Source organism: Altererythrobacter sp. Z27 (assembly GCF_052683155.1).
On record NZ_JBQYMC010000001.1, the window covers coordinates 777,468 to 802,173 of the forward strand.

The following is a 24,706-nucleotide window of genomic DNA, read 5'->3' on the forward strand; positions in this document are numbered from 1 at the left end:
GCGCCGCCTAGCGATAGGGCGCATCGGCCTCAAGATTGGCGGCAATCGCGCGTTCCCACTTGTCCCCGTTGGCGAGCAGTTTCGCCTTGTCGTAGAGAAGCTCTTCGCGCGTTTCGGTGGCGTATTCGAAGTTCGGACCTTCGACGATCGCATCCACCGGGCAGGCTTCCTGGCAGAAGCCGCAATAGATGCACTTCGTCATGTCAATGTCGTAACGCGTGGTGCGGCGGCTGCCGTCTTCGCGCGGTTCGGCCTCGATCGTGATCGCCTGGGCCGGGCAGATCGCTTCGCACAGCTTGCAGGCAATGCAGCGCTCTTCGCCATTGGGATAGCGACGCAACGCATGCTCGCCCCGGAAGCGCGGGCTCAGCGGGTTTTTCTCGAAGGGATAGTTGATCGTCGCCTTCGGCTTGAAGAAGTACTTCAGCGTCAACGCGTGGGCCTTCAGGAATTCCCACAGCGTGAACGACTTTATGAGATGCGCGACGGTGCTCATGCGAAATGCCCTGTGGCCATGAGATAGCCCGAAATAACAGCGACGAAGATCAGGCTCATCGGCAGGAAAACCTTCCAGCCAAGCCGCATCAGCTGGTCATAGCGGAAGCGCGGAACGGTCGCCCAGATCCAGCTGAACATGAAGAAGAACACAAAGGTCTTGAGCAACAGCCAGACGATCCCGGGCACGGCATAAAGCGGCGCCCAGTCGACCGGCGGCAGCCATCCGCCGAAAAACAGCACCGCATTGAGCATGCACATCAGCAGGATGTTGGCGTATTCGCCCAGCCAGAACAGCGCGAAGCTCATCGAGGAATATTCGGTCTGGAAGCCAGCGACGAGTTCGGACTCTGCTTCGGTCAGGTCGAACGGCGCGCGCGCGGTTTCCGCGAGGCAGCTGATGAAGAACACCACCCACATCGGGAACAGCAGCGGGTTGAAGAAGAACCCGTTGACGAAGCCGAGCCCGTGGCCCTGCTGCGCTTCGATAATGCCGTTGAGGTTGAACGTGCCTGCCCACAGCACCACGCACACCAGGATGAAGCCGATCGAGACTTCATAGCTGATCATCTGCGCTGCGGCGCGCATCGCGGAGAAGAACGGGTATTTCGAGTTAGAAGCCCAACCCGCCATTACCACGCCGTAAACGCCCAGCGAGCTGATCGCGAGGATGTAGAGCAGGCCGACATTGATATCCGCCAGCACCATTTGCGCGTCGAACGGCATTACCGCCCATGCCGCCAGCGCGACAGTGAAGGTCACGATCGGTGCGAGCAGGAAAATGCCCTTGTTGGACGCAGCCGGGACAATCGTTTCCTGGAGGAACACCTTCAGCCCGTCAGCAAAGCTCTGAAGCAGGCCGAATGGGCCGACCACGTTGGGGCCGCGCCGCAGCATTACTGCAGCCAGCACCTTGCGGTCGACGTAGATGATCATCGCCACCGCCAGCAACAGCGGCAGGGTAATCAGCAAGATGCCGCTGATCGTGGCGACGAACCACGCCCATTCGTAGGTCATGCCAAGTGACTGGAAGAATTCGGTCATTTCTTCTTCCTGCCCTTCAGCTTTTCTTCCTTCTCGGCGAAAGCCTGGTTGCGCCAGCCATTGTCGGCGCTCGATCTGTGGCTACGGTCTTCGCGGAAGGCGCGCCACACGGCGTAACCGCCGAAACCGGCCAGCGCCAAGGGGATCACAGGAACAGCCATTACTCAGCGGCCTCCTTCAACTCGTCGCCTTGGAGCAACTCGGCCGAGCACTGCTGCATCACCGCGCTCGCACGGGCGATCGGATTGGTCAGGTAAAAGTCCTTGATCGGGTAGAACTCGATCACGCCTTCCGCCTTGGCCTTGGGATCGGCCTTGGGCAGCGGGCCATAATCGGCCAACCCTTCCACGCCCAACGCGGGCACTTCCTTGGCCATCGCGGCCCGTAGTTCGGCGAAACTGTCGAAACCGACCGAAACTCCCAGCGCATCGGCCAGCGCGCGCAGTATGGTCCAGTCTTCGCGCGCGTCACCCGGCGCGAAAACGGCCTTCTCGGCGAACTGCACCCGTCCTTCAGCATTGACATACGTGCCGTGCTTTTCGGCATAGCTGGCCGCAGGCAGCACGATGTCCGCCGCGTGTGCGCCCTTGTCGCCGTGGTGGCCGATGTAGACCTTCAGCGCATCGGCATAGGGTTCGAAATCCATTTCGTCCGCGCCCAGTGCCAGCAGCACCTTGGGCTTGGCGGCCGCAATGTCCTTCATCCCGCCCTTCTGCGTGAAGCCGAGCATGAGCGAACCCATGCGCGCGGCCGAGAAGTGGAGGACGTTGAAGCCGTTCCAGCCATCCTTGACGCAGCCCAGCTTCTCCGCAGCCGCAAGCCCTGCCTGCAGCGCGCCCTTGGCCACCGCCATGCCGCCCAGGATGATCGCCGGGCGCTCAGCCGCCTTGAAATGGTCGACCAGATCCTTCGGCAGGTTCGACAGCAGCGACAGGTCGCTGCCGAGGAAGGTTGCGTGGTAGGTCGTGTCCCAGGCCGGGCCGATGATGTAGATCTTCGCACCGCGCTTTGCCGCCTTGCGAAGGCGAACATTGAGCAGTGGGGCTTCCCAGCGGACATGGCTGCCGACAATCAGGATGGCATCGGCAGTTTCGATCCCGGCGAAGGTCGAATTGAAGTTCATCGCCGCCAAATTCGACACGTCGTAATCCATGCCGGTCTGGCGGGCTTCGATCAGGCTCGATCCGCAGGCCTTGAGCAGCGCCTTCGCCGCGAACATGGTCTCGCAATCGAGCATGTCGCCGGCAACAGCCGCAATCGAAGACTTCTTTCCTTTCAACTGCTTGGCGATCGCAGTGAAGGCTTCGTCCCAGCTGGCGGGTTTCAGCCCGCCGCGCTTGCGCATGAACACCTTGTCGAGCCGGCGCTTGGTCAGGCCATCGACCTGGTAACGCGCCTTGTCGCTGATCCACTCTTCATTGACGTCGTCATTGATGCGCGGCAGCGCGCGCATCACTTCACGCCCGCGGCTGTCGAGCCGGATATTGGCGCCGACGGCGTCGGAAACGTCGATGCTCAGCGTCTTCTTGAGTTCCCACGGACGGGCCTCGAATGCGTAGGGCCGGCTGGTCAGCGCCCCCACTGGGCACAGGTCGATCACGTTGGCCGAAAGCTCGTGCTTCGCCGCCTGTTCGAGGTAGGTGGTGATCTGCATGTCTTCGCCGCGATAGAGCGCGCCGATCTCGTCCACGCCCGCGATTTCCTCGCTGAAGCGAACGCAGCGGGTACAATGGATGCAGCGGGTCATGATCGTCTTGATCAGCGGGCCCATATACTTCTCTGTGACCGCGCGCTTGTTCTCGTGATAACGAGAACCGCCACGGCCATAGGCCACGGCTTGGTCCTGCAAATCGCATTCGCCGCCCTGGTCGCAGATCGGGCAATCGAGCGGGTGGTTGATCAGGAGGAACTCCATCACCCCTTCGCGCGCCTTCTTTACCATTTCGGTGTCGGTCCGGATTTCTTGGCCCTCGGCAGTAGGTAGCGCGCAGCTTGCCTGCGGCTTGGGCGGCCCCGGCTTCACTTCGACAAGGCACATGCGGCAATTGCCCGCGATGCTGAGCCGCTCGTGATAGCAGAAGCGCGGGATTTCCTTCCCCGCGAGTTCGCAGGCCTGGAGGACGGTTGCACCCTCCGGAACCTCGATTTCCTGTCCGTCTACAATGACCTTGGGCATTACTCGGCTGCCTCGGCAAACTTCGCGTTGTGTTCGTTGATCCGCCGTTCCAGCTCGGGGCGGAAATGGCGGATCAGGCCCTGGATCGGCCAAGCTGCCGCATCGCCGAGGGCACAGATCGTGTGGCCTTCGACCTGCTTGGTCACCTGTTGCAGCATGTCGATTTCCTCGATTGCCGCGTCGCCGGTGCGCAAACGCTCCATCACGCGCCACATCCAGCCCGTTCCTTCACGGCAAGGAGTGCACTGGCCGCAGCTCTCATGCTTGTAGAAATAGCTGAGGCGCGAAATCGCGCGGACGATGTCGGTCGACTTGTCCATCACGATCACTGCCGCGGTGCCGAGGCCCGAGCCGACATCGCGCAGCCCGTCGAAATCCATCGGTGCGTCCATGATCTGCTCTGCTGGCACGAGCGGAACCGAGGAACCGCCCGGGATTACCGCGAGGAGGTTGTCCCATCCGCCGGTGATGCCGCCGCAGTGCTTTTCGATCAGCTCGCGGAAGGGAATGCTCATCGCTTCCTCGACCACGCAGGGCTTTTCGACATGCCCGCTGATCTGGAACAGCTTGGTGCCCTTGTTGTTGTCGCGCCCGAAGCTGCTGAACCAGGTCGCACCGCGCCGCAGGATCGTGGGGACAACCGCAATCGATTCGACATTGTTGACCGTGGTCGGGCAGCCATAGAGCCCCGCACCCGCCGGGAACGGCGGCTTGAGGCGCGGCTGGCCCTTCTTGCCTTCGAGGCTTTCGATCATCGCGGTCTCTTCGCCGCAGATGTAGGCGCCCGCACCGCGGTGCATGAACACGTCGAAATCATAGCCCGATCCGCTGGCGTTCTTGCCAATCAACCCGGCTTCATATGCCTGGTCGATGGCTGCCTGCAGCGTTTCGGCCTCGCGGATATATTCGCCGCGGATGTAGATATAGGCCGCCCGCGCGCGCATCGCATAACCGGCAACCAGCGCGCCTTCGATCAGCTTGTGCGGATCGTGGCGGATGATCTCGCGGTCCTTGCACGAGCCCGGTTCGGATTCGTCGGCATTGATGACGAGGAAGCTGGGCCGCCCGTCGCGCGATTCCTTGGGCATGAAGGACCATTTCAGGCCGGTGGGGAAGCCTGCCCCGCCCCGCCCGCGCAGGCCCGATGCCTTGATCTCGTCAATGATCGCATCCTGCCCGCGTTCGAGCAGCTTCTTCGTATGGTCCCAATCGCCGCGCGCCTGCGCCGCCTTCAGCCCCCAATCCTGGAAGCCGTAGAGATTGGTGAAGATGCGGTCCTTATCCTGGAGTGACATCACCAGTCCCCCCGATAGTCATGGTTTTCGCTGACCATCTCTTTCAGAGTGGTCGGGCCGCCGCTGGGCTCGCTGGTATGGCGACCCGGCTCCTGCGTGCCCGCCTTGGGCGTTTCGCCCTTGGCCAGCGCGTCGAGCACCGCGTCGAGCCGCTCGGGCGTCAGGTCTTCGTAATTGTCATCATTGATCTGGACCATCGGCGCGGTCGCGCAATTGCCCATGCATTCGACTTCGGTGAGCGTCCAGAGGCCGTCTTCCGAAACATGACCCTTGCTCATCCCGCGCTTCTTGCAGGTTTCGAACAGGCCGTCCGAACCGCGCAACATGCACGGTGTCGTGCCGCATACCTGCACGTGGTACTTACCCACGGGCTGCATGTTGTACATGAAATAGAAGGTCGCGACTTCGAGCACGCGGATCACCGGCATGTCGAGATAGTCGGCGACATATTCCATCACCGGCAGCGGCAACCAGCCCTGCGTATCGGTCTCGGCGCCAACTTGGCGCTGGGCAAGGTCGAGCAAGGCCATCACTGCCGATTTCTGGCGGCCCTCCGGATATTTGGCGATGTGCCAATCCGCCTTCTTGCGGTTCTCTTCAGTCCACGCAAATGCGCCCCAGCGCGCGCGGAGTTCGGGCGTATCGGGTGCGGGAGTACGGTCAGCCATTACCGGTCGCACTCCCCGAACACCACGTCGATCGCGCCAAGGATGGCGGTCGCGTCGGGCAGCATGTGTCCCTTGCTCATCATATCCATTGCCTGAAGGTGGCTGAATGCAGTCGGGCGGATCTTGCAGCGATACGGCTTGTTGGTGCCGTCGCTGACGAGATAGACGCCGAATTCGCCCTTGGGGCTTTCCGTCGCCACGTAAACTTCACCCGCCGGAACGTGGAAGCCCTCGGTATAGAGCTTGAAGTGGTGGATCAGCGCTTCCATCGACTGCTTCATTTCGCCGCGCTTGGGCGGTGAAACCTTGCCATCTGTGCTGGCAACCGGCCCTTCGGGCATTTCCGCCAGGCACTGCTTGATGATTTTGGCGCTTTCGTAAACTTCCTTCACGCGCACCATGAAGCGGTCATAGCAGTCCGAATTGGTGCCGACGGGAATGTCGAATTCCATCCGCTCATACACATCGTAGGGCTGGCTCTTGCGCAGGTCCCACGGGATACCGGCAGCGCGGATCATCGGCCCGCTGAAGCCCCAGGCCAGCGCGTCTTCGCGGCTGACCACGGCGATATCGACATTGCGCTGCTTGAAGATGCGGTTGTCGAGCACAAGGCTCATCGCGTCGCCGAACAGTTCGGGCAGGCGCGTATCGACCCACTCGCCGATATCGACCAGCAGCTTCTCGGGCACGTCCTGGTGCACGCCGCCCGGGCGGAACCATGCCGAGTGCATGCGGGCGCCCGAAGCGCGCTCGAAGAAATTGAGGCAGTCTTCGCGCAGTTCGAACACCCAGAGGTTGGGCGTCATCGCGCCCACGTCCATCACATGCGCACCTATGTTGAGCATGTGATTGCAGATGCGCGTCAGCTCGGCGAACAGCACGCGCAAATATTGCGCACGTTCCGGCACTTCGAGATTCAGCAGCTTCTCGATCGCCAGGACATAGCTGTGCTCCATGCACAGCGGGCTGCAGTAGTCGAGCCGGTCGAAATAGGGCAGCGCCTGCAAATAGGTCTTGTGTTCGATCAGCTTCTCGGTGCCGCGATGGAGCAGGCCGACGTGCGGGTCGATCCGCTCGATCACTTCACCGTCGAGCTCCATGATCATGCGCAGCACACCGTGCGCGGCGGGATGCTGGGGACCGAAGTTGATCGTGTAATTGGTGATGACTTCGTCACCGGTGGTGGGCGACTGCTCGAGCTGCATGCTCATGCCTTGTCTCCTTCCGCCTTCTCGTCACCGGGAAGCACATATTCTGCACCTTCCCACGGGCTGAGGAAATCGAACTGGCGCAGGTCCTGTGCAAGCTCGACCGGTTCGTAGACGACGCGCTTCTCTTCTTCCGAATAGCGCAGCTCGGTATAGCCGGTCAGCGGGAAGTCCTTGCGGAAGGGATGCCCTTCGAAGCCGTAATCGGTGAGAATGCGACGCAGGTCTTCGTTGCCGGCAAAGGTCACGCCGTAAAGGTCGAACACTTCGCGTTCGAGCCAACCCGCATTGGGCCACAGCGTGGTAACCGTCGGAACGGGCGTGGCTTCGTCCGTCGACACCTTCACCATCACGCGGTGGTTCTTCGTAACGCTGAGCAGCATGTAGACCACTTCGAAGCGTTCGGCCCGCTCGGGATAGTCGACCCCGGCGATCTCCATCAGCTGCTGGTACTGGTGCTCATCGCGCAGCAGCTTGAGTGCATCGGCAATCGCATCGCGCTTTACCGTGATGAGGATTTCGCCGTGCTCTTCATGCGAAGACACGACCATCTTGCCAAGCGCCTTGGTCAGCGCATCGCAAACGCCTTCGTTGCTGGCGAATTTCGGGGCGGAATGAACAACAGCCATATCAGCGCTCGATCGTCCCTTCGCGGCGGATCTTCCGCTGCAACTGCATCACGCCGTAAAGCAGCGCTTCGGCGGTCGGCGGGCAACCTGGCACATAAATGTCGACCGGAACGATCCGATCGCAGCCACGAACCACACTGTAGCTATAGTGGTAATAACCGCCGCCATTCGCGCAACTGCCCATGCTGATCACATATTTCGGATCGGACATCTGGTCATAAACGCGGCGCAGCGCGGGTGCCATCTTGTTGCACAGCGTGCCGGCGACGATCATCACGTCGCTCTGGCGTGGGCTGGCGCGCGGAACAACGCCGAAACGCTCCATGTCATAGCGCGGCATGTTGACATGGATCATCTCGACCGCGCAGCACGCGAGACCGAAGGTCATCCACCACAGGCTGCCGGTGCGCGCCCATTGGAACAGTTCTTCCGTCGAGGTGACGAGGAAGCCCTTGTCATTCACTTCGCTTTGCAGCGAGCGGAAAAAGTCAGCATCGGGCTGGCGAAGCTCGCCCGGCTGTGCAGCGGCCGGCAAGCCGGCAGGGGGAGTAACGATCGTGCTCATTCCCAATCCAATGCCCCCTTCTTCCATTCATAGGCCAGGCCGATTGCCAGGATGCCCAGGAACACCATCATCCCGGTCCAGCCCACCCAACCGGTTTCGCCAAGGCTCACCGCCCAAGGGAACAGGAAGGCCGCCTCAAGGTCGAAGATGATGAAGCTGATCGCGACGAGGTAGAAGCGCACGTCGAACTGGCTGCGCGCATCCTCGAACGCGGGGAAGCCGCATTCATACTCGGTGAGCTTTTCGGCGGTGGGGTTGTGTGCGCCCGTCAGGCGCGAAACGCCCATCGGCAGGAACACGAACAGCGCCGAAAGGCCCAGCGCGATGAACAGGAAGATCAGTATTGGAAGATACTGGCTAAGGTCGAGCACAAATGAATCCCGCGATATTCAACCGCGCCCGCCTCTAGGGCGCTCCCCCGCAAGGTGCAAGGGCGCGAATCGTGTATTTCATAGCATGAGTGTTGCACCGCGCGGGATATGGCGGGCGAGCAGCCTGCTCCCCGCCCTATCCGCAATGGGAATCACTTCATCATCGTGGCGATGGCTTTCTCGGTCGCCTTGCCGAATGGCGGCTTGAAACCGCCCAGCTTGGCAATGTCGATCTTCGGCTGGTGATAGACCGCGCGCGCATGGCTGAACTCGCGGAAGCCTTCGATTGCGTGATACGAGCCCATGCCCGATGGACCGACCCCGCCGAACGGCAGGTCCTCCATCGAAACGTGGAAAATCACGTCGTTGGTCGTGACGCCACCAGAGATGGTCTTGGTGAGCACATGCTCCTGTTCGCCCTTGTCCTCGCCGAAATAATAGAGCCCCAGCGGCCGATCGTGCTCGTTCACATAGTCGATCGCTTCGTCGATCTGCTTGTAGGTCTTCACCGGCAGCACCGGTCCGAAGATCTCTTCCTGCATCACCTTCATGTCATCGGTGACATTGCGCACGATGTTGAGCGGCATCTTGCGGATGTTCGCGTTGGAGAAATCCTCGTCGCCCGGGTTCACTTCGATCACTTCGGCGCCCTTCTCGCGCGCATCCGCTACGAGACCCTGCAGCCGCTCGAAATGGCGATCGCTCACGATCGAAGCATAATCGTCATTCTCGAGCAGCGTCGGGTACATGTTCTTCACGCCCTGGGCGACGCCCGCGATCGCTTCGTCTTCCTTGTCCTGCGGAACATACATGTAGTCGGGCGCGAGGCATATCTGCCCCGCATTCATCATCTTGCCCAGCGCGATGCGCTCGCCAGCTTTTGCGAAATCGGCATTGCGCCCCATGAAAACAGGACTTTTGCCGCCCAGCTCAAGCGTAACCGGCACCAAATTGGCTGCGGCTGCCTCCATCACGCGGCGGCCAGTCGCGGTCGAGCCGGTAAACACGAGGTGATCGAAGGGAAGCGACGAGAAAGTGGCGGCAACTTCCGGCCCGCCGGTGATCACGGCCAGCTCGTCAGGCGTGAAGTACTCCTCGACCAGTTCCTTCATCAGCAAGGAGGTTCGCTCGGTGAATTCGGAGGGCTTGATCATCGCGCGGTTGCCCGCGGCAAAAACCTGCATGAGCGGGCCAAAGGCCAGGTTCACCGGGAAATTCCACGGCGAAAGAATGCCGATCACGCCCTTGGGTTCATAGCGCAGCTCCGCCTTTGCGCCGAGCAGGCCCAGTGGAAACTGCACCTTGCGCCTCTCGGTCTTTGCCCATTGGTCCATGTGCTTGAGCGAATGCTTGCCCGCACCGACGGTTGCCGCGATGTCAGTCAGCATCGACTGGTGCATACTGCGGTTGCCGAAGTCGGCACTCATCGCCTTGCACAGGTTTTCGCCGTGATCCTTTACCAGCGCCATCGCGCGCTTGATCCGGTCCCTCCGCATGCTCATCGGTTCGGGACGCGACTCGTTGAAGGCGGCGCGCTGCAATCTCAGGATTCGCTCAAGCTCTTCGCGGCGATCGTCGGCCATCGTACTCTCCTAGCTATTTGGTCGCATTTGGGTTGCGATTTGCTATCGTTTGTTGCCCAAGCAGCGACGCATGACAAGCTAATACGTATGCCAGGCACTTGGGCGTTTGCCTTTGCCGCATTGCAGCATTAGACCGCGTGTCGATTCCAGTTCATCTGTCTCGAGGAGCCAGACATGCCCCAGTTCTCCGCCGCCGATCCTGTCGTCATCCTTTCCTACGCGCGCACGCCGATGGGCGCGATGCAGGGCTCACTGTCGGATGTTTCCGCGACCGATCTTGGTGCGACGGCAGTGAAGGCTGCAGTGGAGCGCTCGGGCGTTCCGGGCGAAAAGTTCGACCGCGCCTATATGGGCTGCGTGCTTCCGGCCGGCCTTGGCCAGGCTCCCGCGCGGCAGGCTACGTTGAAGGCCGGCCTGCCCAAGTCGGTCCAGGCGACCACCGTCAACAAGGTCTGCGGCAGCGGCATGCAGACCGTAATCATGGGTGCGGAAGCGCTCGCCAGCGGCACGGTCGACTATGTGATCGCAGGCGGGATGGAGAGCATGACCAACGCTCCCTACCTGCTCAAGAAGCACCGCTCGGGTGCGCGCATCGGCCATGACACCGCCTATGACCACATGTTCCTCGACGGCCTCGAAGATGCTTATGATGCAGGCCGCGCGATGGGCACTTTCGCGCAGGACACTGCCGACGCCTACCAGCTGACGCGCGAGGATATGGACAATTACTCGATCGAGTCGCTGCGGCGCGCGAATGAAGCGATCTCCAGCGGCGCATTTGCGGGCGAGGTTGTCCCTGTATCGGTCGCAACGCGCGCAGGCGAAGTGACGGTCGAGCATGACGAGCAGCCCGGCAAGGGCAAGCCCGACAAGATTCCGACACTGCGCCCGGCCTTCGCCAAGGATGGCACCATCACTGCTGCCACTTCCAGCTCGATTTCCGACGGTGCGGCGGCAGTCGTCCTGACTCGCGAGAGCATGGCGCAAGCGAATGGCCAGCAGCCGGTTGCAAAGATCGTCGCCATGGCCGCGCATGCGCAGGAACCCAAGGATTTTACCGTCGCCCCCGTCGGCGCTATCCAGAAGGCGCTCGATCGCGCGGGCTGGTCCGTTGACGACGTCGACCTGTGGGAAGTGAACGAAGCATTTGCCTGCGTCGCCATGTTCGCGATGCGCGACATCGGCATCCCGCACGAAAAGATCAACGTCAATGGCGGTGCCACCGCGCTGGGCCATCCGATCGGAGCCAGCGGCACCCGCATCATCGTGACCCTGCTCAACGCCCTCAAGCAACAGGGCAAGAAGCGCGGCGTTGCAAGCCTGTGCATCGGTGGCGGCGAAGCCACGGCAGTAGCGGTGGAGCTGGCCGGCTAAGGCGCCGCTTCGCTCCGGCAAGTTTGTGTGGTATCCCTCGCGGCCTGGGGTCGCGTGTTTAGGGAGAAACACGTCATGAAGAAGCTCATTATTGCCGCCAGTGTGTTGGCACTGGCCGCTTGCTCGCAACCCGCCACTGAAGAAGAAGCCGCTCCGGCAGTTGAAGAAGTCACGGTCCAGACAAGCGGACCGGGCACCTACGAAGTCACATATGCTGACGGCAGCGTCGGCACGATGGTCTCTTCTGAGGATGGCACCTTTACATTCACGCTTGGTGACGAGACCGGTACCGGCACCTTCACGGAAACCGACGGCAAGATCTGCTTCGATCCGGATGCCGAGGATCAGGAATCGAACTGTTGGACTGCCGGCGAAGTGGGCGAAGATGGCTCGTGGACGTCGACTTCGGATACGGGTGAAGTCGTCACCGTCCGACGCGTCGAGGCAGCCGCGGCGGAATAAGTCAGCGCAATAAGACTATGGAAGGGGCGGCCTGAGGTCGCCCCTTTTTCCTTTGATTGAGCCTCAGGGCTCGCCGACACCCCACAGCCGGTCTTCGCGGATCCAGCCTTTGTGGCCGGCCGCATCGAATTCGCACCAGCCCGCATCGCATTTGCCCAGTTTGCCGACTACGCCTGGCTCAACGTTCCATTTGAGCTGCGAGCTCACACCGGGCGCAATTCGAATTTGCGCAAGCCCCTCGCCCACGACAAGTGCGGCACGTTCGGGATCGAGCAGCCGCGCTACCACCCAGCCTTGTGTGCCGTCAGGATCGCTGATGAGCCGCCAGCCCTCCTGAAGCCGCAGCACCTTAACTGGCAGCCCCTGCCGCTTGTAGACCCATTCGATGGGGTAATCCTGGCTCGGGCCAACGCGCATGTTGACCTCGCTCGCGCGGAGCGACGCCCAATAGGGCACCTCACGTTCCTGGGCGTGTCCCGGTTGCGGGAACACAAGCAGCATTGAGGAAACGAGAGTGAGAATGATCCAGCGCATGGCTTTGCGCATAGCTCGCCACGTGCCATCGCTTCAAGCGCTTGTGGAACATTGCTTGACCGCCCTGCCCCATAAGCCGTAGCGCGCGCATATGCCTATCGATCAAACGACGCAGCGCAAACCGATCGACCATACTCCGCGGGTGATCGTTACCCGCCACCTGATGCCTGCCGTCGAACAGCGCATGAGCGAATTGTTCGACACGAAGCTCAATCCGGATGACGTCCCTTTCACTCGCGAACAGTTGATCGCGGCGATGCAGGAAGCTGACGTGTTGGTGCCAACGGTCACCGACAGGATTGATGCCGAAATGATCGCGCAGGCAGGCGACCAGCTGAAGCTGATCGCGAATTTCGGCGCGGGGATCGAGCATATCGACCTCGAAGCCGCCGCGAAGCGCAAGATCATCGTCACCAACACTCCCGGCGTCTTCACCGACGATACTGCTGACATCGCCATGTCCGGCATCATCGGCGTCCCTCGCCGTATCCGCGAAGGCGTGGGGCTGGTGCGCAGCGGCCAATGGACTGGGTGGGCGCCGTCAGGCCTGCTTGGCCGCAAGCTTGGCGGCAAAGTGCTCGGCATCATCGGCATGGGCCGTATCGGGCAGGCTGTGGCGCACCGTGCGCGCGCTTTCGGGCTCGAGATCGCCTATACCAACCGTAAGCGGCTTCCCGAGGCGATCGAACGCATGCTCGGCGCGCGTTTCGTACCGGATGTAGATACGCTGGTGGCCGAGGCTGACATATTGACGCTGCATTGCCCGCTGACCGACGATACGCGCGGGATGATCGACGCACGGCGGATCGCGCTGATGAAGCCCGGTTCCTCGATCATTAACACGGCGCGTGGCGAACTGATCGACCAGGAAGCGCTGATTGAGGCCCTTCAGAGCGGGCACCTCGGCGGCGCAGGACTCGATGTCTATCCCGACGAGCCCAATGTCGACCAGCGGCTGCTCGACATTCCCAACGTCATGACGCTTCCGCACATCGGCAGCGCCACCGCCGAAGGACGCGAAGCCTCGGGCGAGAAGGTAATCGCCAATATCCGCTTCTGGATGGATGGCCATCGCCCGCCCGACCAGGTGTTGATCGGGCTTTGAACGCCGCACATCGCTTCAGGCTTGCAGCTGCGTGTTAGAGTTGTAAGGCACCGATCCGATGGACGAATTTGCTTCCCAGATCGAAGAGCTCGAGCACCAGTGGATGCGCTGCTGGATGGAGCGCGACCGCAAGGGCATGAAGGCGCTGGCCGCCAAGGAATTCGTGTTCCTTCTGGGTGGGCAGACCTCTGCCATGCTTGATCGACCGAGCTGGCTGGAAGCGGCAACCTCCCGTTTCCTGTGCACGGGCTATCGCTTCAGGGACATCTATGTGCGTCGCCACAAAAAGCTGGCGGTTTTTGCTGCGCGCATGTCGATCGAAGCGCGACTTGGCCCAAAGAAGATCGAAGGCGATGTCTGGATCACCGACCTGTGGCAACAGGGCGGCATCCGGCGCAAATGGAGGCTGGTGGAGCGGACCATGTCACGCCCCGACACCACCCCCGAATTGCCGGAGATCATTCGCGAAATGCAGCTCTGGCGCTGACGTGAAGCGTCAGTCGCCGGTCAGGATTCGGTCCACCAGTTCCTTCACCGTGGGGGTGAAGTTGTTCGAATAGAACGGGTCCTGCTTGAAGCGGTAGGCAGCATGCCCCGCAAAGGCGAGGTTGTCGTCCGGATCGCCGCCATGCGCGATATCCTGCAGCGTCTTCTGGATGCAGAAGCTGCGCGGATCGGCGAGGCGACCGGTCGTGTGATCGTCATGATCCTTCCAGCTCGAAAACTGGCAATGCGAAAGGCAGCCCATACAGCCCTGCTGGTCGGCGCGGATCTGTTCGGCGCTTTCGGGAGTGACGAAAACCACGGTGTTGTCCGGGGTCTTGAGCGGTTCGGTGAACCCCTCGTGCATCCACGACTGCGCCTTGCGCTGGTCGCCCGGGTGCACCCAGAAATACTTGGCCTTGCCGTGATCGCTCAGCGGAACGGTGCCCTCTTCCTCGTCACGCTTGAAGATCGGGATCTGCCGCTCTGAACGGTGCATCAAATCATAGAGGAAAGGCGTCTTGACCGCGCTGGAGTAAAAGCCGGTGGGGCTGAACTGGTGCAGCAGGACGTCGCCCGGTTCGACCGTGCGTAGCATGTCTTTCCAGACCTGCGGGATCGGGCTTTCCTTGGTCAGCAAGGGACGCGTGCCGAACTGGAAGATGATCTTGCCGAGTTCGGGATTGTCGATCCAGTCGTTCCATTCGCGCAGGAACCACACGCCGCCAGCCATGACGATGGCGGTATCCTCTGACACGCCTTCGGCGCGCATGGTTTCGCGCAGCGCCTTCACGCGCGGATAGGGATCTTCCGGGCTGCGCGGATCTTCGGCGTTGGACAGGCCGTTATGGCCGCCGGCGAGCCAGGGGTCTTCATAGACCACCGCCGCCATCAGTTCGGGAACCTTGGAATAGCTGCGCTTCCACAGCGCACGGAATGCGCGCGCAGAGCTGACGATCGGCAGGTAATAGACATTGTAGCGCGCTGCGATCTCCGCGAGCTTGTAGGGCATGCCCGCGCCGCAGGTGACCCCGGTGATCAGGCCTTTGCAGTTCTCCAGCACGCCCTCGAGGACCTGCTGCGCGCCGCCCATTTCCCACAGCACGTTGATGTTGATTGCACCCTGGCCATTGGCGATTTCATAGGCGCGCTTCACCTGTTCGGTGGCGCCATCGATGCCGAAACGGACGAGTTGTTCGAAGCGCTCCTTGCGGGTCGCCTGCGGGTAAATTTGAGGGATGACATTGCCGTCGGCGTCGTAGCTGTCGGCATTCACCGCGCTGACCGTGCCGATGCCGCCCGCAGCGGCCCATGCGCCAGAACTGGCGTGATTGGTCGCCGAAACGCCCTTGCCGCCTTCAACCAGCGGCCAAACTTCGCGCCCGCCATAGACGATCGGGCTTAGTCCCTTGAACAATGAAATGCTCCCCTTGCACCGCGTCTTCCTTCGCGCGGCGAGTTATCGAAAGTGCTGCTAACCAATTCCGTTACGCTTGTTGAGGTGTTTCCGCCAGTGCGGTGTGGAACTTTCCTCGCGCGGCTATTTGTTAAGCGCGCAGGGGCGAATATCGCGTGGCTCCGGAAGGCGATCGGCTCGTTCGAAGCGAGCGAAAAAGCCCCGAATGTCAGGCTTCTCGATGAATTCGACGAGCTGGAATCCGACAGCCTTGAATTCGCAAATCAGCAGAAGTGGCGGGATGCCGTGCTGGTCCGTGGGCCTGTCGGTATCGACCACCACCACCTGCCCGTCTTCGGTCAGGGCGGGCCACAACCGCCACAGGAAGGCATAGGGCTCGCTCACTTCATGGTACATATGGACCATGAAGATGCGGTCGAAACTGTCCGCGGGGAGCTGCGGATCATCCTCGCGCCCGAATTTTATCGAGACATTGTCGAGCCGCTCACGCTCCACGCGTCGCCCTAGCCGGTCGAGCGCTTCACGATCGATATCCTGCGCCAGAACGCGCCCGTCTTCGCCCACGCGCGCTGCTAGGCGGACGGTGTAATAGCCCTCGCCCGCGCCAATATCGGCCACTGTCATCCCGCTGGTGACTTCGGCGAGATCCATCACCTTCTGCGCTTCGCCGCGTTCGTCGCGCACGTCTTCGCCCGAAAGATCGCTTGAAGCTGTATCCGATACCGGGCGGTCAGCCCGTGGAAACTCGCGGGCGCTGTCCGGCCTGCTGGCATTGCCGCCCATCGGTCCGCAGGCGCTGAGGGCAATTAGCCCGGCAAGAACAAGGGAGGCTACGCGCATCGTCACTCGACGTCGTCTATCTCGACCTTTTCGCCTGTGACGCGCTGCGCCAGTGCGGCGGAGATAAAGGGATCGATCGCGCCATCGAGCACGTCGCCCGGCGCAGTCGAAGTAACGCCGGTGCGAAGGTCCTTCACCATCTGGTACGGCTGCAGCACATAGGAACGGATTTGGTGGCCCCAGCCAATATCGCTCTTGGAGGAATGCTCGGCGCTGGCGGCTTCCTCGCGCTTGCGCATTTCTTCCTCGTAAAGCCGCGCCTTCAGCATGTTCATCGCGATCTCGCGGTTCTTGTGCTGGCTTCGGTCGACCTGGCTAGCCACGACGATGCCGCTCGGCTGGTGCGTGATACGCACAGCGGAGTCGGTAGTGTTGACGTGTTGCCCGCCCGCGCCGCTGGCGCGGTAGGTGTCGATCTTGAGGTCCGCCGGGTTGATCTCGATATCGATGTTGTCATCGATCACCGGATAGACCCAAACCGAGCTGAACGAAGTGTGACGGCGCGCCGAGCTGTCATAGGGGCTGATGCGCACGAGGCGGTGAACGCCGCTCTCGGTCTTGGCATAGCCATAAGCATTGTCGCCCTTGATCAGCAGCGTGGCGGACTTGATCCCGGCCTGTTCACCCACCTGGTATTCGACGGTTTCTACCTTGAAACCGCGGCGCTCGGCCCAGCGGGCATACATGCGAAGCAGCATTTCCGCCCAATCCTGGCTTTCAGTGCCGCCCGCGCCTGCATGGATTTCGAGATAGGTGTCGTTGCCATCGGCTTCGCCAGATAATAGCGCCTGGACCTTGTCGGCATCCGCGCGTTCGGCCAGCCTTGCAAGGCTCTGCAGCCCTTCCTCGACCACGCTGTCTTCGCCTTCGGCTTCGCCCATTTCGACGAATTCGATCGCGTCGCCCATCTCCGCGGTGATCTGCTTTACCGTATTGATCGAGGTTTCGAGCTGCTTTTGCTCGCGCGTGATCGCCTGGGCTTGCTTGGGATCGTCCCACAGCTTCGGATCCTGGACACGCGCATCGAGCTCATCGAGCCGACGCAGCGCACGCTCCCAGTCGAGCGACTGCCGCACCAGCGCCAGCGCCGCATTGATCCGATCGATATGGGCCTGCCCTTCGGCACGCATAATTCATCCTTCGCAAAAATGAGCGCCCGCGCTTAGCGGACCATGGGCGATTGTAAAGCCGCGAGCGAGCCGCCCGCTCAGTGGCTGAGCTTGTGCACCGCCTCAAGCGTCAGCCGCACATGGTCGCGATAATCCATGTTGGAATGAACCATCACGATCCTGCCGTCTTGCGCGATGACATAGCTTGTGCGGCTGGTGATGCCGGTATCCTTGCCTTCGCGCACCAGAGCCACGTCATAGGCGTCGATCACCTGGCGCGAAGCGACGCCGACCGGAAATGCATCGCGGCATTCCTCGCGGCTGAAGCGCTTGAGCGTTTCGATGTCGTCATTCGACATACCTACCACGCTTGCGCCCAACGCCTTGAACTCGGGCATGGCCTCGGCAAAGGCATTGGCTTCAAGCGTGCAACCCTGAGTGAACGCCTTGGGGTAGAAATAGAGCACCACCGGCCCCTTCGCGAGCGCGGCGCGCAGGTTGAAACCGAATTCCTTGCCCGCGAGCGCAGCTTCCGTGGTGAATACCGGTGCCTTTGTGCCGACCGGGAGATTCGCCACCGCCGGAACGGCGAGCCCGAGTGCAAGAACAGCTGCCATTGCCAATTTACGCATCGCTTTGTCCTCTATTCCAAACCTCGGAAGCCGAAGCGCATGACGCGCCCACCGGGTTCCCGGCGTCAGTAAATCCCGCCCTGTTCTTCGACGAAATCATTGGGGCGGCCTTCGCCCGAACCGGCTTGTTCGCCCTGCCCGCGACGGATCAGCGCCAGCAACTCGTCGCGCAATGAGGCGACTCTATCCTGACGCGTTTCGCGCGGTGGCTCGGTATCGGGCTTGAAGGCTTCCCAGATGACTGGCGAAAGCGGGTCGGTAGTAGGCCATTGGTCGAACACACGCTTGCCGCTCCGCCGGTCGATCCGCACCATGCGGATACCCGCCGGAGCCACGGCCGGCTGCTTGCTCCAATGGTCCATCGTCGACTGGACGAATTCCTTGAAGATCGGAGCGGCGGTATTCCCGCCCTGCACCCACCCGCCAAGGTCGCGCGGCTGGTCGAACCCGACATAGACGCCTGCCACGATGTCAGGCGTTCCGCCCACGAACCAGGCATTGGTCGGGCCGTTGGTGGTGCCGGTCTTGCCGAACAGCGGCAGGTCGATATCGCGCAGGCGCGTGGCGGTTCCCCGCTGCACAACGCCTTCGAGCATGTGGATTACCTGGAAAGCCGTGCGCGGATCGAGCACCTGTTCGCCCTTCACACCGAAACGCGGCATCGGCTGCCCGTCCCAATCGGGCATGTTGCAACCTTCGCAGCGGCGCTTGTCGGCGCGCCAGATCACCTTGCCCCGGCGATTCTGCACGAAGTCGATCACTGTCGGCTGGTTCAGCCTGCCGTGGTTGGCAAGCGCGGCATAGGCGTTGACCATCCGCTCCACCGTCGTGTCGCCTGCTCCCAAAGCAAAAGAGGGATAGGCGCCATAGGAACCGATTCCGACCCGTTTGAAGGTATCGACCACGTGGGGCATCCCCGCATCCATCGCGATGTGCACCGTCATCAGGTTTCGCGATTGCTCGAGCCCCCAGCGCATGGTGTGGACGCCACCGGATTCGCCGCCGAAGTTGCGGAAGCATTTCTCGCCGAGATTGGCACCCTGGTAGAAACAGAAAGTCTGGTCGGGAACTTCGGTGGCCGGAGTCATGCCGTTGTCCAGCCCGGTGGCATAGACGAAGGGCTTGATGGTCGAACCCGGCTGGCGCTCCGCTTGGGTGGCGCGGTTGAAGTCGCTCAAGCGGAAGTCGAACCCGCCCTGCATGGCAAGGATGCGACCGGTCTGCACCGATTCCGCAAGAAAACCGCCCGAGACCTCAGGGATCACCGCCACGCGATAACCATTGCCCACCGGCTGCGCCGCGATCACATCGCCTGCCTTGAGGGCATCGGGGAAATTGATCAGCGGCGCTTCCTTGCCGTCTGCAAAGCCAACGCGCGCACTCTGGCCAGCGCGGCTTGTGACGACGCCGATCCGCCAATTCTGGTAACGGACGCCGAGGAACGAGCTTTGCAGCTGCCCGGCCCAGTCGCCATTACTCACATTGATGGTAGCGATCGGGCCGGTCCAGCCATGATTGCCATGATACCGCAGCAGCCCGGCGCGCAACGCGTCGCGCGCGGCCACCTGAAGCTCCGGATCGAGCGAGGTCCGTACCCAGAGACCGCCCGCATAGACGCTGTTCGGGCCTTCCTCTGCCGTTTCGCCGAATTGATCGAGCAGCTGGCGCCGCACTTCCTCAAGGAAATAGCCGGCATCGACCGAACGTTCGCTACGTTGCGCCACCAGCCCCAGCGGCTTGGCCTGAGCCAAGCGCATCTCCTCAACGGTGATGAAGCCGTTCTCTTCCATCTGGCCAAGCACAAAATTGCGCCTCTCGATCGCAAGCTCAGCATTGCGCGCGCGGCCATAACGCTCGGGCGCCTTGGGCAGGATCGCCAGGAACGCCATTTCATGCAGGTCGAGCTGGTCGACATCCTTGTCGAAATAGGCCTGTGCCGCGGCCTGCACACCGAAGCTGCGGCGGCCGAGCGGGATCTCGTTGAGGTAGAGCTCAAGGATCTCCTGCTTGCTCAGCACCCCTTCGATGCGGCGAGCAAGGATCATTTCCTTGAGCTTGCGGGTGACCGAATATTCGTCGCCCAGCAGCAGGTTCTTGGCGACCTGCTGCGTGATGGTCGAACCGCCGACTGCGCGCTCGCCCGATCCGAACTTCATGGCATAGTCGAACACGGCGTTGAGCGTGCCGGTGATGTCCACCCCGCCATGGCTGAAGAAGGTTTTGTCCTCAGCCGACAGGTAGGATTCGATCAGCTTCTCCGGGAAATCGGCATATTGCAGCTGCACGCGCCGCTCACGGGCATAGGAATGGACGATCTCGCCATCGATCCCGCGCACGACCGTGGGCAGCGGCGTCTCGTAACCCACAAGGCTTTCCGCATCGGGCAGGTCGCGAGCAAGCAAGGCCCAGATCGCCACGAGCAGCAGCACGCCCGCCGCAAACGCGCCGACGATCCAGCGAAACCGGCGGTGTTCGCTCCAATTGGCGCGAAACCATGCGAGCGCCGCCATGCTGTCACCGCGCAGGCGCTGGCGCACATAGGCAAAGTCTATTTTGGCAGATTCGGTCATGGTCGGATCATTCATTCGGCGGCGGCAATAGCATGCGGATTCGCGGGAAGGCTAGGCGCTTCTCCATGAACCGCACTGCAACGCGTCAGCCACCCCCTTGCCGCACGAAATAGATGCGGATCGCGCGCGCCATCGCATCGGCAAACCCGCTCTTCCATTCGGGCGAGGTCAACCGCGCAGCATCCTCTTCGTTGGTGACGAAACCCGCCTCGAACAGCACCGAAGGCATATCGGGAGAGCGCAGCACCACCAGGTCTGCCGCACGCAATGATTGCGGATGAAATGTCAGCTGCCCCGCGCCTTCGCGCGTCACAAGCGACGCAAATTCAAGCGAATCGGTTTGCGAACGCCGCTGCGACAATTCGACCAAAATCGCGCTCACTTGCTCGCTCTGACCGTCGATCGACAGGCCGTTGAGGCGGTCGGCATCGTTTTCACGGCGCGCGAAACGGGCGGCAGCGGCGCTCGATGCCCGGGCCGAGAGGGTATAGAGGCTCGCGCCGCTCACCCCGCTCTTCTCGCCTGCCGAATCGGCATGAATCGAAACGAACAAATCGGCACCCATTCGCCGCGCGATATCGGGCCTTTCGGCGAGTGCCAGCAAGCGGTCGTCTTCGCGGGTCAATGCGACCCGGACTCCGCCCTGGCGCACCAGTGCGTCACGCAAGGCAAGCGCGAGCCCCAGCGTCACGTCCTTTTCACGGATGCCAGCACCGACAGCGCCCGGATCGCGTCCGCCATGCCCCGCATCGATGACAACCAACGGACGATCGGGATCGGCGGGGCCATAGATGCCAGGCAGCGCCGCCGCTTCGGCCAATTCGGGCATGAACAGCCGCAGCACATAATCGCGCCCCCATTGCGGGACAGGCAGCTTGATCCCGGCGGAGACCAAGCCGCCAACCAGTATCAGCGGGAGCATGACAATCAGGACAAGATGGGTGCGCAGGCTCATTGCCTCATAAGGTTACGGTGTTGCCGTGGCAAAGCGCAATATGGTTGCGAGTTGAAACCCACGGTGCTAGCAGCGCAAACAGTGGCAGGGACCGGCTGCATGGCTCCATCAGGGAGCTTGGCCGAGCTTCCAAACCGCTGCCGGGCGAAAACCTTTCGCATGGCTTCACAACAGGTTGACGCAGTGAAGAGACAGCCCTCCCCGCAATTCCGTTCGCCGCGCGACACGCGCGCGATCGACATTGTGGGCCGGGCAGCAGCAGTTTGCTGCAATCTTGCACTTGCAGACGCATACTCCGAATTCCTGCCCCACCGGCCAATCGGCCCGGGCAGATCCCATCACGCCGCCCGGCATCATGCCGCCAGCGGCGCATTCACACATCAACACAATTATGGGCGCGCGCGCGGCGGTACAGCCGCTTCGCGAACACGCGCCTGGAGAATTCAAAATGGCAACGCGCATGCTCATCGACGCGCGCCACCCGGAAGAAACGCGGGTGGCGGTGGTCAAAGGCAACCGGATCGAAGAATTTGATTTCGAGTCTGCCGAACACAAGCAAATCAAAGGCAATATCTACCTTGCCAAGGTAACCCGGGTCGAACCTTCGCTGCAGGCGGCATTCGTCGACTTCGGCGGCAACAGGCACGGTTTCCTCGCCTTTAGCGAAATCCACCCGGATTATTACCAGATTCCGCAGGCCGATCGCGAAGCACTGCTCGCCGAAGAGGCTGAGGCCGCCGAGGAAGAAGCGCGCCTGCGCGCCGAAGAGGAAGAGGCGGGGAACCTGCCCGGCGACGAATATGACGCCGAGGATGAGGAATCCGCCGAAGCGCTGGTCGAGGAATTCGCCGAAGACGGCGTCGAGGAAATCGACACCTCCGAGAAGGACGACGTTTCCACCATTGAAGGCGGGCACGTCGAGAATGGCGACGATTCCGACGAGGACGAAACCGACGAAGAATCGGATTCGGACGAAGAGGAAGGCGATCGTCGCGGTCGCGGGCGTCGTGGGCGCCGTCGCCAGGGCGGCGGCAAGAGCCGCGCCAAGGAAGTCGACGAAGTGCGCGCTCGCCGCCAGGCATTGCGCCGTCGCTACAAGATCCAGGACGTCATCCAGCGCCGCCAGGTGCTGCTGGTGCAGGTCGTCAAGGAAGAACGCGGCAACAAGGGCGCCGCGCTGACGACCTACCTCAGCCTTGCCGGTCGCTACACCGTGCTCATGCCGAACTCGTCGCATGGTGGCGGGATCAGCCGCAAGATCAGTTCGTCGGGTGACCGCAAGCGCTTGAAGCAGGTCGTTTCGGACCTCAAGCTGCCCAAGTCGATGGGCCTGATCGTGCGCACGGCGGGCCTTTCGCGCACCAAGCCCGAAATCAAGCGCGACTTCGATTACCTCGCGCGCTTGTGGGACGAGATCCGCGAGAACACGCTGGCCTCCACCGCCCCTGCGCTGATCCATTCGGATTCCGATCTTGTGAAGCGCGCCATCCGCGACATCTACAACAAGGAGATCGAGGAAGTCGTGGTCGAGGGCGAGGAAGGCTACAAGTCGGCCCGCGCCTTCATGAAGCTGCTGATGCCCAGCCATGTGCGCCGGGTGAAAGCCTATTCGGACCCGGTTCCTCTCTTCCAGCGCTATGGCGCGGAAGACCAGCTGCGCGCGATGTATGATCCGGTCGTCCAGCTCAGGTCGGGCGGTTACCTCGTGATCAACCCCACCGAAGCGCTGGTTTCGATCGACATCAACTCGGGCCGCTCGACCAAGGAACACGGGATCGAAGCGACCGCGCTCAGCACCAATCTCGAAGCCGCCAAGGAAATCGCCCGTCAGTTGCGCCTGCGCGACATGGCCGGGCTGGTCGTGATCGACTTCATCGACATGGAGTACAACTCCAACATCCGTAAGGTCGAGAAGGCGATGAAGGAAGCGCTCAAGAACGATAGGGCGCGGATCCAGGTCGGGCGCATTTCGGGCTTCGGCCTGATGGAAATGAGCCGCCAGCGCCTGCGCACCGGCGTGCTTGAAGCGACCACTCGCGCCTGCCCGCATTGCGACGGCACTGGCCTTGTCCGCACGGCATCGAGCGCAGGACTTTCGGCGCTCCGCCTGATTGAAGACGAAGCCGCCAAGGGCAAGGGAACGATCATCCGCCTCGGTGCCAGCACCGAAGCCGCGATTTACCTGCTCAATGCCAAGCGCTCCGACCTCCAGGAGATCGAGGACCGTTACGGCGTTTCGGTCGAAGTGGTACCCGAAGGCGAGGAAGAAGGCGCGAAAATGAGCATCGCAAGCCTCGGGCCCCGCCCGACGCAGGCGCCGCGCTTCGAACCGATCGTGATCGAAGAGGATGATGAAGACGATATCCCGGAGGATATCGACGACGAAATCGACGAGGACAGCGACAGTGCTTCCGAGCGCGACGACGATGGTGACGACGCCCGCAAGAAGAAGCGTCGCCGCCGCCGGGGTGGCCGCGGCCGCAACAAGAATCGTCGCGACGGCGAGGATGAAGCCGGTCAGGAAGACAGCGACGCCGAGGAAGGCGAAGCAAGCGAAGAGTCTGCTTCATCCGACGACGAAGGTGGCGAACGCCCCAAGAAGCGTCGTCGCCGGGGAGGCCGCGGACGCAACAAGAAGCGGCGCGAAGGCAATGGCGAAGAGTCGCTGAGCGAAGGCGAAACCGAGAGCTCGCAAGAGCCCGAAGCGCAAGCGTCCGAAGCGGAACCGATGAGCGAAGCGCCCGAAGGTGCAGCCGAACCGGAAGCGGAGGAAAAGCCCAAGCGGACGCGCGCGCCGCGCAAGAAGAAGGCCGAACCCGAGGCTGAAGCACCGGTCGAAGCGGAAGTAACTGCGGAAGCCGAGGAGGCTCCGAAGCCCAAAGCGAAGCGTGCTCCGCGCAAGAAGAAGGAAGAGGCTCCCGCTCCGGAAGCCCTGGCTGAGGAGGCTTCCGCCACAGAAGAAGCAGCCGAAGCAACTCCTGCGCCGAAGAAGAAGCGCGCTCCCCGGAAGACCAAGGCGAGCGAAGCAGCCGCAGAGGCGACTACGGGTGAAGCTAGCGAAGCGCCTGATGCCGGTGACGGCGGCGAGCCAAAGCGCGGCTGGTGGCAACGCACCTTCGGCGAATAGGCTGATCGGCGGGCGGCGCGGCTGAAGCTGCGTCGCCCCCTACCCCGTCAATTCGACTCGAACA

At 62.0% G+C, this 24,706-nt stretch carries 22 protein-coding genes and 1 pseudogene; 5 read left to right on the forward strand and 18 right to left on the reverse strand.

Annotation, left to right across the window (positions count from 1 at the left end; translation table 11 throughout):
* Positions 1-7 precede the first annotated feature (7 nt).
* From nuoI to ACUJ47_RS03905, 11 genes and pseudogenes are all read right to left on the reverse strand, one after another.
* Complete coding sequence (gene nuoI / locus ACUJ47_RS03855; protein ID WP_354143446.1) at positions 8-496, reverse strand: NADH-quinone oxidoreductase subunit NuoI; 489 nt, start codon at positions 494-496, stop codon at positions 8-10.
* A complete protein-coding gene (nuoH, locus tag ACUJ47_RS03860; protein ID WP_445537130.1) occupies positions 493-1,539 on the reverse strand; it encodes an NADH-quinone oxidoreductase subunit NuoH in 1,047 nt (348 codons plus the stop codon). The genes nuoI and nuoH overlap by 4 nt, the downstream gene beginning before the upstream one ends.
* A complete protein-coding gene (locus ACUJ47_RS03865; RefSeq protein WP_354143444.1) occupies positions 1,536-1,700 on the reverse strand; it encodes a hypothetical protein in 165 nt (54 codons plus the stop codon). The genes nuoH and ACUJ47_RS03865 overlap by 4 nt, the downstream gene beginning before the upstream one ends.
* Positions 1,700-3,715: an NADH-quinone oxidoreductase subunit NuoG gene (gene nuoG / locus ACUJ47_RS03870; RefSeq protein WP_445537131.1), complete on the reverse strand. Its 2,016-nt coding sequence runs from the start codon at positions 3,713-3,715 to the stop codon at positions 1,700-1,702. The genes ACUJ47_RS03865 and nuoG overlap by 1 nt, the downstream gene beginning before the upstream one ends.
* Positions 3,715-5,010, reverse strand: coding sequence for an NADH-quinone oxidoreductase subunit NuoF (nuoF, locus tag ACUJ47_RS03875; protein ID WP_445537132.1), 1,296 nt, complete (start codon positions 5,008-5,010; stop codon positions 3,715-3,717). The genes nuoG and nuoF overlap by 1 nt, the downstream gene beginning before the upstream one ends.
* Entirely contained in the window at positions 5,010-5,678 is a 669-nt protein-coding gene (gene nuoE / locus ACUJ47_RS03880) for an NADH-quinone oxidoreductase subunit NuoE (protein ID WP_445537133.1), read from the reverse strand. The genes nuoF and nuoE overlap by 1 nt, the downstream gene beginning before the upstream one ends.
* Positions 5,678-6,889, reverse strand: coding sequence for an NADH-quinone oxidoreductase subunit D (locus tag ACUJ47_RS03885; protein WP_445537134.1), 1,212 nt, complete (start codon positions 6,887-6,889; stop codon positions 5,678-5,680). Before ACUJ47_RS03885 ends, nuoE begins: the two co-directional genes overlap by 1 nt.
* A gap of 14 nt (positions 6,890-6,903) precedes the next feature.
* Positions 6,904-7,515 (reverse strand): annotated as a pseudogene (locus tag ACUJ47_RS03890) (NADH-quinone oxidoreductase subunit C); the annotation flags it as partial.
* A 1-nt stretch (position 7,516) separates the two neighbouring features.
* Positions 7,517-8,092, reverse strand: a complete 576-nt coding sequence (locus ACUJ47_RS03895) for a NuoB/complex I 20 kDa subunit family protein (RefSeq protein ID WP_445538852.1) — start codon at positions 8,090-8,092, stop codon at positions 7,517-7,519.
* Positions 8,077-8,451 (reverse strand): NADH-quinone oxidoreductase subunit A, encoded by a 375-nt coding sequence (locus ACUJ47_RS03900; RefSeq protein ID WP_354143438.1) that lies wholly within the window; start codon positions 8,449-8,451, stop codon positions 8,077-8,079. Before ACUJ47_RS03900 ends, ACUJ47_RS03895 begins: the two co-directional genes overlap by 16 nt.
* Before the next feature lie 152 nt (positions 8,452-8,603).
* Positions 8,604-10,034 (reverse strand): coniferyl aldehyde dehydrogenase, encoded by a 1,431-nt coding sequence (locus ACUJ47_RS03905; RefSeq protein ID WP_445537135.1) that lies wholly within the window; start codon positions 10,032-10,034, stop codon positions 8,604-8,606.
* A gap of 174 nt (positions 10,035-10,208) precedes the next feature.
* Here ACUJ47_RS03905 and ACUJ47_RS03910 point away from each other — a divergent pair, with 174 nt between their 5' ends.
* Together ACUJ47_RS03910 and ACUJ47_RS03915 are read left to right on the forward strand one after the other, a co-directional pair.
* Complete coding sequence (locus tag ACUJ47_RS03910) at positions 10,209-11,408, forward strand: thiolase family protein (RefSeq protein ID WP_445537136.1); 1,200 nt, start codon at positions 10,209-10,211, stop codon at positions 11,406-11,408.
* A 75-nt stretch (positions 11,409-11,483) separates the two neighbouring features.
* The gene (locus tag ACUJ47_RS03915) at positions 11,484-11,870 is read left to right on the forward strand and encodes a hypothetical protein (RefSeq protein WP_445537137.1); all 387 of its coding nucleotides are present in this window, start codon (positions 11,484-11,486) and stop codon (positions 11,868-11,870) included.
* A gap of 63 nt (positions 11,871-11,933) precedes the next feature.
* On the opposite strand, the gene ACUJ47_RS03920 is transcribed toward ACUJ47_RS03915, so the two are convergent.
* A complete protein-coding gene (locus ACUJ47_RS03920) occupies positions 11,934-12,404 on the reverse strand; it encodes an SH3 domain-containing protein (protein ID WP_445537138.1) in 471 nt (156 codons plus the stop codon).
* A gap of 91 nt (positions 12,405-12,495) precedes the next feature.
* Here ACUJ47_RS03920 and ACUJ47_RS03925 point away from each other — a divergent pair, with 91 nt between their 5' ends.
* Together ACUJ47_RS03925 and ACUJ47_RS03930 are read left to right on the forward strand one after the other, a co-directional pair.
* A complete protein-coding gene (locus ACUJ47_RS03925) occupies positions 12,496-13,509 on the forward strand; it encodes a 2-hydroxyacid dehydrogenase (RefSeq protein WP_445537139.1) in 1,014 nt (337 codons plus the stop codon).
* A 58-nt stretch (positions 13,510-13,567) separates the two neighbouring features.
* Complete coding sequence (locus ACUJ47_RS03930) at positions 13,568-13,996, forward strand: nuclear transport factor 2 family protein (protein WP_445537140.1); 429 nt, start codon at positions 13,568-13,570, stop codon at positions 13,994-13,996.
* Positions 13,997-14,005: 9 nt separating this feature from the next.
* Here ACUJ47_RS03930 and ACUJ47_RS03935 read toward each other — a convergent pair whose 3' ends face one another.
* The 6 genes from ACUJ47_RS03935 to ACUJ47_RS03960 all read right to left on the reverse strand — a co-directional run bounded on the left by ACUJ47_RS03935 (position 14,006) and on the right by ACUJ47_RS03960 (position 21,515).
* Complete coding sequence (locus ACUJ47_RS03935; protein ID WP_445537141.1) at positions 14,006-15,409, reverse strand: NAD(P)H-dependent flavin oxidoreductase; 1,404 nt, start codon at positions 15,407-15,409, stop codon at positions 14,006-14,008.
* A 123-nt stretch (positions 15,410-15,532) separates the two neighbouring features.
* Positions 15,533-16,249, reverse strand: a complete 717-nt coding sequence (locus tag ACUJ47_RS03940; protein ID WP_445537142.1) for a methyltransferase domain-containing protein — start codon at positions 16,247-16,249, stop codon at positions 15,533-15,535.
* 2 nt (positions 16,250-16,251) lie between these two features.
* Positions 16,252-17,379 carry a peptide chain release factor 2 gene (gene prfB, locus ACUJ47_RS03945; RefSeq protein WP_445537143.1) on the reverse strand — a complete coding sequence of 376 codons (1,128 nt, stop codon included), beginning with the start codon at positions 17,377-17,379 and terminating at the stop codon, positions 16,252-16,254.
* A gap of 77 nt (positions 17,380-17,456) precedes the next feature.
* A complete protein-coding gene (locus tag ACUJ47_RS03950) occupies positions 17,457-17,975 on the reverse strand; it encodes a peroxiredoxin (RefSeq protein ID WP_445537144.1) in 519 nt (172 codons plus the stop codon).
* A gap of 80 nt (positions 17,976-18,055) precedes the next feature.
* A complete protein-coding gene (locus tag ACUJ47_RS03955) occupies positions 18,056-20,560 on the reverse strand; it encodes a penicillin-binding protein 1A (protein WP_445537145.1) in 2,505 nt (834 codons plus the stop codon).
* A gap of 85 nt (positions 20,561-20,645) precedes the next feature.
* Positions 20,646-21,515 carry an N-acetylmuramoyl-L-alanine amidase family protein gene (locus ACUJ47_RS03960; protein WP_445537146.1) on the reverse strand — a complete coding sequence of 290 codons (870 nt, stop codon included), beginning with the start codon at positions 21,513-21,515 and terminating at the stop codon, positions 20,646-20,648.
* Between the two features lie 448 nt (positions 21,516-21,963).
* On the opposite strand from ACUJ47_RS03960, the gene ACUJ47_RS03965 reads away from it, so the two are divergent.
* The gene (locus ACUJ47_RS03965) at positions 21,964-24,642 is read left to right on the forward strand and encodes an Rne/Rng family ribonuclease (protein ID WP_445537147.1); all 2,679 of its coding nucleotides are present in this window, start codon (positions 21,964-21,966) and stop codon (positions 24,640-24,642) included.
* Positions 24,643-24,706 lie beyond the last annotated feature (64 nt).